Origin of the sequence: Micromonospora sp. LOL_025 (genome assembly GCF_048060285.1) — a bacterium.
Lineage (GTDB): Bacteria > Actinomycetota > Actinomycetes > Mycobacteriales > Micromonosporaceae > Micromonospora.
On record NZ_JBHMIR010000009.1, the window covers coordinates 70,767 to 83,374 of the forward strand.

Annotated in this window: 12 protein-coding genes; 11 read left to right on the forward strand and 1 reads right to left on the reverse strand. The window is 74.4% G+C overall.

Annotated elements, in window-relative coordinates; all coding sequences use genetic code 11:
* Nucleotides 1-43 precede the first annotated feature (43 nt).
* The 4 genes from ACFHW0_RS14420 (at nucleotide 44) to ACFHW0_RS14435 (ending at nucleotide 5,663) form a co-directional block, all read left to right on the forward strand.
* A complete protein-coding gene (locus ACFHW0_RS14420; RefSeq protein ID WP_416607807.1) occupies nucleotides 44-1,120 on the forward strand; it encodes a hypothetical protein in 1,077 nt (358 codons plus the stop codon).
* A gap of 71 nt (nucleotides 1,121-1,191) precedes the next feature.
* Nucleotides 1,192-2,646, forward strand: coding sequence for a magnesium chelatase (locus ACFHW0_RS14425; protein WP_416607809.1), 1,455 nt, complete (start codon nucleotides 1,192-1,194; stop codon nucleotides 2,644-2,646).
* Nucleotides 2,647-2,648: 2 nt separating this feature from the next.
* The gene (locus ACFHW0_RS14430) at nucleotides 2,649-4,604 is read left to right on the forward strand and encodes a VWA domain-containing protein (RefSeq protein ID WP_416607811.1); all 1,956 of its coding nucleotides are present in this window, start codon (nucleotides 2,649-2,651) and stop codon (nucleotides 4,602-4,604) included.
* A 594-nt stretch (nucleotides 4,605-5,198) separates the two neighbouring features.
* On the forward strand, nucleotides 5,199-5,663 hold the full coding sequence (locus tag ACFHW0_RS14435; RefSeq protein WP_416607813.1) for a hypothetical protein: 465 nt from the start codon (nucleotides 5,199-5,201) through the stop codon (nucleotides 5,661-5,663).
* Nucleotides 5,664-5,682: 19 nt separating this feature from the next.
* Here ACFHW0_RS14435 and ACFHW0_RS14440 read toward each other — a convergent pair whose 3' ends face one another.
* Entirely contained in the window at nucleotides 5,683-5,967 is a 285-nt protein-coding gene (locus ACFHW0_RS14440; protein WP_416607815.1) for a DUF427 domain-containing protein, read from the reverse strand.
* A 109-nt stretch (nucleotides 5,968-6,076) separates the two neighbouring features.
* Between ACFHW0_RS14440 and ACFHW0_RS14445 the strand changes: the two genes are divergently transcribed.
* The 7 genes from ACFHW0_RS14445 (at nucleotide 6,077) to ACFHW0_RS14475 (ending at nucleotide 12,605) form a co-directional block, all read left to right on the forward strand.
* Nucleotides 6,077-7,477 carry an FAD-binding oxidoreductase gene (locus ACFHW0_RS14445; RefSeq protein WP_416607817.1) on the forward strand — a complete coding sequence of 467 codons (1,401 nt, stop codon included), beginning with the start codon at nucleotides 6,077-6,079 and terminating at the stop codon, nucleotides 7,475-7,477.
* Nucleotides 7,474-8,817: a class I SAM-dependent methyltransferase gene (locus ACFHW0_RS14450; RefSeq protein WP_416607819.1), complete on the forward strand. Its 1,344-nt coding sequence runs from the start codon at nucleotides 7,474-7,476 to the stop codon at nucleotides 8,815-8,817. The genes ACFHW0_RS14445 and ACFHW0_RS14450 overlap by 4 nt, the downstream gene beginning before the upstream one ends.
* A gap of 87 nt (nucleotides 8,818-8,904) precedes the next feature.
* A complete protein-coding gene (locus ACFHW0_RS14455; protein WP_416607820.1) occupies nucleotides 8,905-9,462 on the forward strand; it encodes a helix-turn-helix domain-containing protein in 558 nt (185 codons plus the stop codon).
* Complete coding sequence (locus ACFHW0_RS14460) at nucleotides 9,455-10,333, forward strand: SRPBCC family protein (RefSeq protein WP_416607822.1); 879 nt, start codon at nucleotides 9,455-9,457, stop codon at nucleotides 10,331-10,333. Before ACFHW0_RS14455 ends, ACFHW0_RS14460 begins: the two co-directional genes overlap by 8 nt.
* An 89-nt stretch (nucleotides 10,334-10,422) precedes the next feature.
* Entirely contained in the window at nucleotides 10,423-10,656 is a 234-nt protein-coding gene (locus ACFHW0_RS14465; RefSeq protein WP_416607824.1) for a zinc-ribbon domain-containing protein, read from the forward strand.
* Nucleotides 10,657-10,955: 299 nt separating this feature from the next.
* The gene (locus tag ACFHW0_RS14470; RefSeq protein WP_416607826.1) at nucleotides 10,956-11,375 is read left to right on the forward strand and encodes a hypothetical protein; all 420 of its coding nucleotides are present in this window, start codon (nucleotides 10,956-10,958) and stop codon (nucleotides 11,373-11,375) included.
* Between the two features lie 102 nt (nucleotides 11,376-11,477).
* Nucleotides 11,478-12,605 (forward strand): hypothetical protein, encoded by a 1,128-nt coding sequence (locus tag ACFHW0_RS14475; protein WP_416607828.1) that lies wholly within the window; start codon nucleotides 11,478-11,480, stop codon nucleotides 12,603-12,605.
* Nucleotides 12,606-12,608 lie beyond the last annotated feature (3 nt).

The following is a 12,608-nucleotide window of genomic DNA, read 5'->3' on the forward strand; positions in this document are numbered from 1 at the left end:
GCACGGGAGGGCGTACGCGGCCTGCCGGCCGAGGCTGGGAAGCATGACGACGACCGAAGTTCCCACCCATCGCCCGGCCCCGAGCCGGCTGGACCGGCTCGCCCCGCTGGCCGCCGGCTGGCTCGGCCTCTGGGGCCTGCTCGCGCTGCTCTGCACCGTCACCGGCGCCGGCTACCCGTTCGGGGCGAACGATCCGCGCGGCGGCGAGGCCAACCTGCTCCGGCTGGTCCCGACCGACGTCGCCGCGCCGCTGTTCGCCGTGCTGCTGCTCGGCGCCGCGGTGGCCGCGCTCGCCATGACCGGGCCGGCCCGCCGCCCGGCCCGACCGCTGCGCACCCTGCTGCTGGCGTACGCCTGGACGGTCGCCTTCCTGCTCGCCGTCGTCGTGCCGGACGTGGGGGTGCTGACCATCCTCGGCTACACCCCGATCCTGATCGTCGGCGCGCCGTTCGGCTGGCCGCCGGTGGACTACGCCGACGTGTTCACCTGGGCGCTGTTCGCCCGGTTCGCGGCCGTGGTCGGCGGGGTGCTGCTGGCCGGGGCGGTGCTGCGCTGGCAGCGGCGCACGGCCGACGCCTGCCCGGCGTGCGGGCGCGACGGCACCGACCACGGCCGGACCACGCCCGCCTCGGCGGCCCGCTGGGGGCGCGTGGCGGCCTGGACCGCGGCCACCATCCCCGCCCTGTACGCGGTCACCCGGCTCGCCTGGGCGGTCGGCGTCCCGCTCGGCATCGAACGGTCGTTCCTCGACGAGATGCGCGAGTCCGGGCTGGTCTGGGCGGGCGCCGGGCTGGGCGGCTTCGCCCTGGTGGGCGCGGTCCTCACCCTCGGGCTGGTGCAGCGGTGGGGCGAACGGTTCCCGCGCTGGATGATCGGCCTGGCCGGGCGCTCGGTGCCGGTCCGGCTGGCCGTCGTCCCGGCGACGCTGGTGGCGGTGGCGGTCACCGCGGCGAGCCTCGGCCTGCTCGCCACCCCCGCCTTCTGGGACTTCTCCGGCGGGTTCAGCCTCGCCACCGCGCCGATGCTGCTCTGGCCGTTCTGGGGCGTCGCGCTCGGCGTCGCCACGTACGCGTACCACCTGCGCCGCCGGGGCTCCTGCCGGCGCTGCGGGCGCGGCTGAGCCGTACCCCCGGCGGGGGCGCCCGGTCGACGGACCGGGCGTCCCCGCTTTTGTGAGCTAGCGTTGGTCGGGTGACTGCGCCTTCCCCGGTTACCCCGGCCCCACCGGCCGACCTGCCCGGCACGCTCGGCGAGCTGCGGGCGGCCGGCCACGCGTACCGCACGGTCAAGCAGGAACTCCGCGACAATCTCCTGGCCCGGATGCGTTCCGGTGCCGACCGCTTCCCCGGCATCGTGGGCTACGACGGCACGGTGCTGCCCGAGGTCGAGCGGGCCCTGCTCGCCGGGCATGACATGGTGCTGCTAGGCGAGCGGGGCCAGGGCAAGACCCGGCTCATCCGCTCCCTCGTCGGCCTGCTCGACGAGTGGACCCCGGTGATCGCCGGCTCGGTGCTCAACGAGCACCCGCTGCACCCGCTGACCCCCGGCTCTCGGGCGCTGGTCGCCGAGGTCGGCGACGACCTGCCGGTGGCGTGGCTGCACCGCTCGATGCGCTACGGCGAGAAGCTGGCCACCCCGGACACCAGCGTCGGCGACCTGATCGGCGACGTCGACCCGATCCGGATCGCCCAGGGGCGCACCCTCGGCGACCCGGAGACGATCCACTTCGGCCTCGTCCCGCGTACCAACCGGGGCATCTTCGCCGTCAACGAGCTGCCCGACCTGGCCGAGCGGATCCAGGTGGCGCTGCTCAACGTGCTGGAGGAGCGGGACATCCAGGTCCGCGGCTACCAGCTGCGGCTGCCGCTGGACCTGTTCCTGGTGGCCAGCGCCAACCCGGAGGACTACACCAACCGGGGCCGGATCATCACTCCGCTGAAGGACCGCTTCGGCGCCGAGGTGCGTACCCACTACCCGGTCGACCTCGACCTGGAGCTGGCCCTGATCCGGCAGGAGGCCGACCTGGTCGCCGAGGTGCCGGAGCACGTGCTGGAGGTCCTCGCGCGGTTCGCCCGCGCGGTGCGCGAGTCGCCCTCGGTGGACCCGCGCTCCGGGGTCTCCGCCCGGTTCGCCATCGCCGCCGTCGAGACGGTCGCCGCCGCCGCGCTGCGCCGCGCCGGCCTGCTGGCGGCCACGGAGCCGGCTGACGGGGTACGCCCGGAGGCGGCGGTCGCGCGGGTGGGGGACGCGGTTTCCGTGACGAGCACCCTGCGCGGCAAGGTCGAGTTCGAGAGCGGCGAGGAGGGCCGGGAGGTCGAGATCCTCGGCCACCTGCTGCGCACCGCGACCGCCGAGACGTTCCGGGCCCGGCTGGCGGGGCTGGACCTCTCCGGGTTCACCGCCCTCGTCGACGAGGACGCCGTCATCGAGACCGGCGAGCTGGTCGGCTCCGCCGAGCTGCTGCGCCAGGTGGGCACCGTGCCCGGCCTGGCCAAGGCGCTGGACCGGCTCGGGCTGGGCGACGCGCCCACCCCGGAGCAGGTCGCGGCCGGCGTGGAGTTCGTCCTGGAGGGGCTGCACCTGACCCGCCGGCTCGGCAAGGACGTCACCGACTCCGGCCGGACCCGCTACGGCGGCCGGGCCTGAGCATGGCCGGCGACCGGTTCCGGTACGGGCAGTGGCGGGGCGGCCCCGACCCGCTCGCGCCCCCGTACGACGTGCGGGGGGCGGTGGACGCCGTCGGCGCCGAGGTGCTGGCCGGCGGCAGCCTCCGGGAGGCGCTGCGGGACCTGCTGCGGCAGGGGCCCCAGGGGCGCGGCGGCCTCGACGACCTCGCCGCCCGGGCCAGGCGGCTGCGCCGGGAGGCGTTGCGCCGGGGCGACCTGGACGGGGCGGTCACCCGGGCCCGGGCCCTGCTCGACCAGGCGCTCGCCGCCGAGCGGGACGAGCTGCGCGGGCGCGACGGCGACGACGCGCGGTTCGCCGAGGCGGTGCTGGACAATCTGCCCCGCTCGACGGCCCGTGCCGTGGAGGAGCTGACCGGATACCGGTGGAGCAGCGACGAGGCCCGCCGGACGTACCAGCGGATTCTCGACGGGCTGCGCGACGACGTGCTCGGCCAGCGCTTCGCCGGGCTGCGCGACGCGGTGCGCGCCTCGGCGGACCCGGCCGCGCAGCAGCGGCTGGCCGAGATGATGCGCGACCTCAACGACCTGCTGGCCCGGCACGCCCGCTCGGAGGACACCACCGACGCGTTCGCCGAGTTCATGCGCCGGCACGGCGCGTTCTTCCCCGAGCAGCCGGCCGACGTCGACGAACTGGTCGACGTGCTGGCCCGGCGGTCCGCCGCCGGCGAGCGGCTGATGCGCTCGCTGTCCGACCGCCAGCGCGAGGAGCTGGCCGACCTGATGCGGCAGTCGCTCGGCGACCGGCTCGCCGGGGAGCTGTCCGTGCTGGACGCCAACCTCCGCGCGCTCCGCCCCGACCTGCACCGGGGCCCGGGCGAGCGGGTGCGCGGCGAGCGGCCCCTCGGCTACGGCGAGGCCGCCGGCGCGCTCGGCGAGATCGCCGAGCTGGACGAGCTGCTGGACCAGCTCGACCAGGAGCACCCGGGCGCGACCCTGGACGACGTCGACGTCGACGCGGTGGCCCGGACGCTGGGCCGCGACGCCGCCGACGACGTACGCCGGCTGCGGGAGCTGGAGCGGGAGCTGCGCCGGCAGGGTTGGGTGAGCCGGGACGCCGACGGGCTGACCCTGAGCCCGAAGGCCCTGCGCCGGCTCGGCGGCACGGCGCTGCGGCGCGTCTTCGCGGACCTGACGGCCGGGCCGCGCGGCCAGCACGACCTGCGCGCGGCGGGCGCCGCCGGCGAGGTCAGCGGCGGCTCCCGGCCGTGGGAGTACGGCGACGAGCAGCCCCTCGACGTGGTGCGAACGCTGACCCGGGCGGTCCGTCGCGCCGGCTCCGGCGTGCCGGTGCGGTTGGCCGTCGAGGACTTCGAGGTGGTGGAGACCGAGCGGCGGGCCTCGGCGGCGGTGGTGCTCTGCGTCGACCTCTCCTACTCGATGATCTCCCAGGGCCGGTGGGGCCCGATGAAGCAGACGGCGCTGGCGCTGGCGCACCTGATGGCCACCCGGTTCCCCCAGGACGCGTTGCAGATCGTCGGCTTCGGCCTGGAGGCGCTGCCGCTGACCCAGCAGGAGCTGGCCGCCGTCGAGCCCGACCTGCGGCAGGGCACGAACCTCCAGCACGCGCTGCGGCTGGCCGCCCGGCACCTGCGGCGGCACCCGGACGCCGAGCCGGTGGTGCTGGTGGTCACCGACGGGGAGCCGACCGCCCACCTGGACCCGGACGACGGGGAGGCGCTGTTCCACTGGCCGCCGCTGCCGGAGACGATCGCGGCGACCGTGGGCGAGGTGGACCGGCTCACCCGCTACGGCGCCACGCTCAACCTGTTCATGCTCGGCGACGATCCCGGCCTGCGCCGCTTCGTCGACGCCGTGGCCCGCCGCTCGAAGGGCCGCATGTTCACCCCGGACCTGGAGGATCTCGGCGAGTACGTGGTCTCCGACTACCTGCGTACCCGGCAGCCGCGCCGGCGCTGACCTGGCGGATCCTCGGGCCTCGGGCGCTGTCGGGCCTCGGGCGTGCCCGGGCCTTGGGTGCGCCTTGCCTCGGGGGCGCTGCTTGGACGCTGTCGAGCTGCCCCATTGGTGAGACCATGGTCCGTGCCGATGCCGCAGCCTGATGCGGGGCCGGAGGTCGTGCCGATGCCGGACGCCTCGGGGGTTTGCCGGCCAGCGGCCTCGTCCGGGACGGGAGGCTGTCCCGGCCAGAGGGCTCGTCCGGGACGGGAGGCTGTGCCGGCCAGAGGGCTCGTCCGGGACGGGAGGCTGTACCAACCAACCTGGGACCTCGTCCGAAGCTACCCCTGAAGGCCCGGTCCCGGCCTGACGACCAGATGCAGCGGCTGGATCGGTCCGGCGAGAGCCGGGAGTCGAAGTAGGATCGCCGACGCGCGTCGCCTGCCGAGTTCTTCCGGTCCTCCGCTCCTGGTCCTATCGACGGGGCAGCTCGACAGCGTCCGGTCAGCCCTCCGGCCCGCGACGTCCCGGCGTGCGTTTCCGGCCGGCCCCTTCCGGGTGAACCGTCCGCGGGAACGCCGGGTCGGACGGCGCGGGCCGGGATTGACTGGGGGCATGGACAGCGGGACTTTGCGGGAGGCGTACGCGGAGGTGCTCGCGGAGGTCGACGCGGGCGGGTTCGGGCCGCCGCCGGCCGGGCAGCTGAGCGCCGAGCAGATCGTCGCACACCTCGCCGCCAACGACGAGCTGATGACCGAGGCGACCGAGGCGGTCCTCGCGGGCGCGCCGTTCGCGTACTACGACCTGGAGACCGTCCACCGTCCGCAGGTGGACGCGCTGGTCGTCGAGTGCGGCGGGCTGGCCGGGCTGGCCACCCTGCTGCGGGCCACCAGCCAGAAGCTCTGCGCGCTGACCGAGCGGCTCGGCGCGGCGGCGCAGACCCCGGTCGACACCCACCTGCGGGAGGGCTTCGACCTCGTCGTCGACGAGCCGTTGCCCTGGGGCCGCACCCTCGACCTGCACGCCCGCGTCCACCTGCCGAAGCACCTGGCCCAGCTGCGCATGCTGCGCGCCGGCTGAGGGGTGCGCCGGGGGCGCCTCAGTCGACGACCCGGACGTCCTTCCAGAAGGCGACCCGGTCGCGGACCATCTCCGCCTCCGGCTTCGGCTCGGGGTAGTACCAGACCGCGTCGGCGCTGGTCCGGCCGTCGTGTTCGAGGGTGTAGTAGGACGCGGTGCCCTTCCACGGGCAGACGGTGTGCGTGTCGGACTCGCGGACGAGGTCGGCGCGCAGGGCGGCGCGCGGGAAGTAGTGGTTCCCCTCGACCAGCACGGTGTCGTCGCTCTCGGCCACGACCAGGTCGTTCCAGACGGCTCTCGGCATGGCTTCCACGCTATGCCGGGGGATCGGCGACGGCCAGTCGATCGACGGGGTCGCGAGCGCGCCGGTGGACGTCCCACGCCGCGGGCATCCTGGCGCGTACAGTGATCGCATGTGTGCGGTCCGTGTGGATCATCATCCGGTCGACCACGACGGTGCGGTGGCCCGGTTGCGACGGTCGTACGCGGCCGTGCCCGCGGGCGAACCGGTGCGGCTGGCCAAGCGCACCTCCAACCTGTTCCGCCCCCGGTCCGCCCCGCGCGCGCCGGGCCTGGACGTCAGCGGGCTCACGGGAGTGCTCGCCGTGGACCCGGTCGCCCGCACGGCCGACGTGCAGGGCATGTGCACCTACGAGGACCTTGTCGACGCGACCCTGCCGCACGGGCTGATGCCGCTGGTGGTGCCGCAGTTGCGCACGATCACCCTCGGCGGGGCGGTGACCGGGCTCGGCATCGAGTCGACGTCGTTCCGCAACGGGCTGCCGCACGAGTCGGTGGTCGAGATGGACGTGCTCACCGGGTCCGGCGGGATCGTCACCGCCCGTCCGGAGGGGGAGCACGCCGACCTCTTCGCGGCGTTCCCCAACTCGCTGGGCAGCCTCGGCTACGCCACCCGGCTGCGCATCGAGCTCCAGCCGGTACGCCGCTTCGTGGCCCTGCGCAACGTCCGGTTCACCCGGCTTGAGGCGCTCGCCGACGCGCTCGCCGAGGTCACGGCGACCCGGTCCTGGGCGGGGGAGGCGGTGGACGCGATGGACGGGGTGATGTTCAGCCCCGGCGAGGCGTACCTGGTGCTCGGCACCTTCACCGACGACGCGCCGCCGGCCAGCGACTACACGGGCCAGGACATCTACTACCGCTCGCTGCGCCGGCGCACGCACGACGCACTGACCACGTACGACTATCTCTGGCGCTGGGACACCGACTGGTTCTGGTGCTCGGCGGCGTTCGGGGTGCAGCATCCCGTGCTCCGGCGGGTCTGGCCGGCGCGGTGGCGGCGCAGCGACGTCTACCACCGGCTGGTCCGGTGGGAGCACCGGCACGGCGTGGCCGCCCGGATCGACCGCCTGCGGGGCCAGCCGGCGCGCGAGCGGGTGGTGCAGGACGTGGAGATCCCGCTGGAGCGGATGGCCGAGTTCCTGCGCTGGTTCGCCCGCACCGTCGCGATGAGCCCGGTCTGGCTCTGCCCGCTGCGGCTGCGCGAGCCCTCCGGTGCCGGATCGGCCCGGGCCTGGCCGCTCTATCCGCTCCGGGCCGGGCAGAACTACGTCAACGTCGGCTTCTGGGGCAGCGTGCCGATCGCGGAGGGCGCCGCCGACGGCGACGTCAACCGCGCGATCGAGCGCATGGTGTCGGAGTCGGGCGGTCACAAGTCGCTCTACTCCGACGCGTACTACGACCGGGAATCGTTCGACCGGCTCTACGGCGGCGCGACGTGGCGCGCGGTCAGGGACCGCTACGACCCGGACCACCGGCTGACCGGACTGTACGAGAAGGCGGTAGCACGAGCATGAGCCTGACCGATCGAGACCAGGGGGCGGCGAGCGCTCCCGCCAGCCCGCCGGCGAGGAGCCGGCGCCCGGGTCCGACCGTGGCGGACGTCGTCCGCGCGTTGACCACCGGTGCCCTGCCGGTGCGGGTCACCGGGTACGACGGCAGCGCGGTGGGCCCGGCCGACGCCGGGATCACCCTGTCGATCCGTTCCGAGCGGGGCCTGACGTATCTGCTGACCGCCCCGGGCGACCTGGGCATGGCCCGGGCGTACGTCGGCGGCGACCTGGCGTTGCAGGGGGTGCACCCCGGCGACCCGTACGAGGCGTTGCGGGTGCTCAAGGACGAGCTGCGGCTGCGTACGCCGTCGCTGGCCGAGGGGTTGGCCCTCGTGCGCGGGCTGGGCTGGGAGCGGTTGATGCCGCCGCCGCCCCCGCCGCAGGAGGCGCAGCCGCGCTGGAAGCGCCTGGTGAACGGGCTGCGGCACTCCCGCACCCGGGACAGCACCGCGATCTCCCACCACTACGACGTCTCGAACGCCTTCTACGAGAAGGTGCTCGGCCCGTCGATGACGTACACCTGCGCGGTCTTCCGCTCGCCCGACGACACGCTGGAGCAGGCCCAGGCGGCCAAGTACGACCTGGTGGCGCAGAAGCTGGCGCTCAGGGCGGGCATGCGGTTGCTCGACGTGGGCTGCGGCTGGGGCGGCATGGTCCGGCACGCGGCCCGCGAGTACGGCGTGAAGGCGCTGGGGGTGACCCTGTCCCGGGCGCAGGCCGAGTGGGCCCGGGCGGCGATCGAGCGGGAGGGGCTGACCGGCCTGGCCGAGGTGCGCCACCTCGACTACCGGGACGCGCCGCGCGAGCAGTTCGACGCGGTCTCCTCGATCGGCCTGACCGAGCACATCGGGGTGCGCAACTACCCGGCCTACTTCGGCGCCCTGTCCGGCCGGCTGCGGCCGGACGGCCGGCTGCTCAACCACTGCATCACGCGGGCCGACAACCACGCGCCGCACCGCTCGGGCGCGTTCATCGACCGGTACGTCTTCCCGGACGGGGAGCTGGCCGGCCCGGGGCGCGTGGTCAGCGAGATCCACGACGTCGGGCTGGAGGTGCAGCACGAGGAGAACCTGCGGCTGCACTACGCGTTGACGCTGGCCGCTTGGTGCCGCAACCTCGTGTCGCACTGGGACTTCTGCGTCTCGGAGGTCGGGCCGGGCACGGCCCGGGTGTGGGGCCTCTACATGGCCGGGTCCCGGTTGGCGTTCGAGCGCAACGGCATCCAGCTGCACCAGGTGCTGGCCACCCGCAACGGCCCGGAGGGGGCGAGCGGCTACCCGCTGCGCCCCGACTGGCTGCCCTGACCCGCGCCGACAGCCGCGCCGCCCGTCGGCGCGGCTGGCGGCGAAGCCATTGACAAACAAATTTTGTACGTACAAACTGATTTTGCCATGAGAGACGTCCTGTACCTGGAACAGATCGAGCAGGCCGAGGTCCTGCTCAAGCCGCAGCGCGTCGAGGTGCTGCGGCAACTGGCCGAGCCCCGCACCTGCACCGAGGTCGCCACCCGGCTGGAGCAGACGCCGCAGCGCGTCTACTACCACGTCAAGCAGCTCGTCGCCGCCGGGCTGGTCGAGCTGGTCAACGAGCGCAAGGTCCGGGGCATCACGGAGGGCATCTACCAGGCCGCCGCCCGCTCCTACTGGCTGTCCCCCCGGCTGGTCGGGCGGATCGGCCTGCGCCGCGCCCGCGACGAGCTGAGCCTCGGCTACCTGCTGGACCTGATGGAGGAGGTCCAGGAGGACATCGCCGGGCTGGACCGCGCCGCCCCCGAGCTCCCCTCGATCGGGGTCGCCGGCGAGATCCGGGTGCCGGCCGAGCAACGCCAGCAGTTCCTGCACGACCTGCAGACCGCTCTGCAGGACCTGTTCACGCGCTACGGGGGCGCCGAGGGTGACGCCTTCAAGCTCGCCGTGGCCTGCTATCCGAAGGGGAAAGACCATGAGTGAACCGATGAAGCTGCCCGTACGCCTCGCCGCGCCCGTCGCGACCGTCCGCCGCGCCCTGACCGACCCGGCCGAGCTGCGCCTCTGGCTCGCCGAGCACGCCGAGGTCGAGCTGCCGCGACGGTACGAGTTCTGGGGCCGGTACACCCCGGAGGGCGACGCGCCGCACCAGCGGTTGTTGCACGCCGACGACGACACGCTGCGCTTCACCTGGCTGCTCGACGGCGTCGAGACCACCACCGAGTTCGCCCTGCGCGCGGAGGGCCCCGACACCACCGTGCTGACGCTGACCCAGAGCCACTTCGACTTCGCCGAGGCGATGAGCGGCAGCACCATCCGGGGCGTGCTCCAGACCTTCTGGAGCCTGTCGATCGCCAACCTGGCCGCCCACCTGGAGGGCCAGCCGCTGCTGCCGAAGGTCGACTTCGCCTCCGCCGAGATGCGTGGCGAGCTGCTGATCGACGCGCCGGCGGCGAAGGTGTTCGAGTCGCTGACCGACTCCGAGCAGGCCAGCGCCTGGTTCGGCTACCCGATCGGCATCGAGCCCTGGGTCGGCGGCCGCTACGCCATGGGCGGCTTCGAGCACGGCTACGCGGCCAAGGTCGTCGACCTGGAGCCCGGCCGGAAGCTGTCGGTGGACTGGGGTCCGACCGGCGTCAGCACGTGGGAGCTGGCCGAGTCGCAGGGGAAGACGAAGCTGACCTTCGTGCAGTCCGGTTTCGACGAGCAGAACCCCCCGTACGGGGCCTGGGCCGGGTCGCTCTCGGGGCTGTTCGAGCTGCGCCGCTTCCACGAGATGGCGGACTGGCAGCCGATCTGGCTCCCCGCCGAGGTGCCGGGCCTGGAACCCGCGCCCGCGAAGGCGACGAGCTGACGTACGCCCGGGCGCGCTCCGGACGGAGCGCGCCCGGGGCCGTCGAAAGTCGAGGTGATAGACGGGCGACCGGTGGGTAATGGGGGGCGATGTTCTTCATCTTCGGGCTCCGCACCAAGGTCAACCAGTCCGGCGTGGCGCAGCAGGTCTGCCGCAACTGCCACAACCACGCCGCGCAGGTGATCACGCGCCGGTCGACGAAGTTCAGCCTGTTCTTCGTGCCGATCATCCCGATCCGCACCCGCTACGTGCAGCAGTGCACCTTCTGCGGCGCCCAGTACGAGATCTCCCGGTCCGAGGCCGAGCGCCTCCCCGTCGGCTGAGCCCACCCATGGCCCGTTTCCTCTGCTGGCTGATCGGCCGGCAGCCCGCCGTGCCCGCCCCGGCCCCGGTGCACACCGTCTCCCGGCCGCCGTGCACTCCCGGACGTCTCCGCCGTCGCCGCGACCGCCGACCGCTGGCCGGCACCGCTCTGCCCCGTTCGCCCTGGAACCGCTCCGCCGGGCGCTGACCGATCCGTGATCCGCCGAGCCTCGGCGGACTGGTGGGGCCGTGCCAGGATGTGGCGGTGTCGTACCCCCCTTATGCGTCGTATCCGCACGTGCCCGGCCCCGTGACGCCGATGGTGTACCCCCACCCGATCGCGCCCCCGCCCGGCTACGCGGTGCTCGTCGTCTCGGTGAACCGTGGCCCGTACATCGTGCCCGCCCCCACCACGAGCAAGTTCAAGGTCAGCGGCCAGACGGTGCCGATCCCCGGCGAGGGCACCTGGTACGTGGTGATCCCTCCCGGGTCGCACGACATCCGGTACACCGACTTCATGGGCCTGCCGCTGATCACCACCGCGCTGGTCGCCCAGCCCGGCGCGGCCTACCACCTGGCGTTCCGTTTCGGTGGCTGGCGCAACCGCGCCTACGACGGGTACGGCACCGACGTGACGAAGTTCGGGCTCTGGTCGAACTACAGCATCATGCTGGTCACGTTCGGCGTCATCGGACTGATCTGCTGCGGTGTCCTGGGGCCGTACGCGGCCCTGCTCTGAGCCGGTTCCGCCCGGCCCGGCCCCGGGCCGCGGTCGCGTCGGGTGCCACCGGCCGGGGCGGCGCCCGGCGCGGGCGGCGGTCACCGCCTATCGTGGCGGATCGTGACGAGCACCGAGGAACGACTGGCCGCGATCCGCGGCGGCGTGCCACCGAAGCGGCACAACGCGCGCACCATCGCCGCCCTGACCAGCAACCCGGGCTGCACCCGGCGGGCCGTGCTGGACGGCGCGGGGGTGGACAAGCCGAAGCTGGCCGAGCGGATCGGCTTTCCCGCCCGGTTCGGGCAGTCCCGGTTCGCCATCACCCGGGGCAACGCGTTCGAGGCGCAGGTCAAGGCCGACGGCGGGGCCGAGCTGCTGCGGCTGGTCGCCGAGCGGCTGGGCGTACCGGTGCCGGCGGCGGCGAGCTGGACGGACCTCGGCGACGGCGTCGAGGACGACACCGCCGCCCGGCACCGCCGCTCCGCCGCGCTGCTGACCGGCGCCACCCCCGACGGGACGCAAGACGGCGCCGCGCTGTTCGACCACCCGCTGCTGGGTCTGGACGTCGCCGGCCGGCGGGTGCACCTGGAGCCGGACCTGGTCGCCGCCCGGCTCGCCGGCCGGTTCCACGTCGTCGAGATCAAGTCGTTCCCGGTGGTCGACGGCCAGGCCGACCCGGCCAAGGTGTCCGCCGCCGCGATCCAGGCCGCCGTCTACGTGCTGGCCCTGCGCGAGCTGCTCGCCGCCGCCGGTCACGACCCGGAGCTGGTGTCGCACGACGCGGTGCTGGTCTGCCCGCGCGACTTCGCCAACCAGCCGGTGGCCAGCCTGGTCGACGTGCGCAAGCAACTGCTGGTGCTGCGCCGTCAGCTCGACCGGATGGCCCGGGTCGACGCGCTGCTGGCCACCGTGCCCGAGGACTTCACCGCCGACGTGACGGCCGAGCCCGCGGCGTTGCTCGCCGCGCTGTCGAGGGTGGCGGCCCGCTACGCGCCCGACTGCCTGGCGGCCTGCGAGCTGGCGTACTTCTGCCGCACCGAGGCGCGCGGCCACACCGGGGCGCTGGGCCGGCCGGTCCGGGAGGCGCTCGGCGGGGTCGCGGAGGTCGACGAGGTGCTGGCGCTGGCCGCCGGCGAGCGCACGCCGGAGCCCGGGCAGGAGGAGGCCGCCGCGCTGCTGCGGGCCGCCGCGCTGCTGCGGGCCGCCGCCCGGCTGCGCGCCGACGCCCTCACCGGGACCCCCGCATGAGTA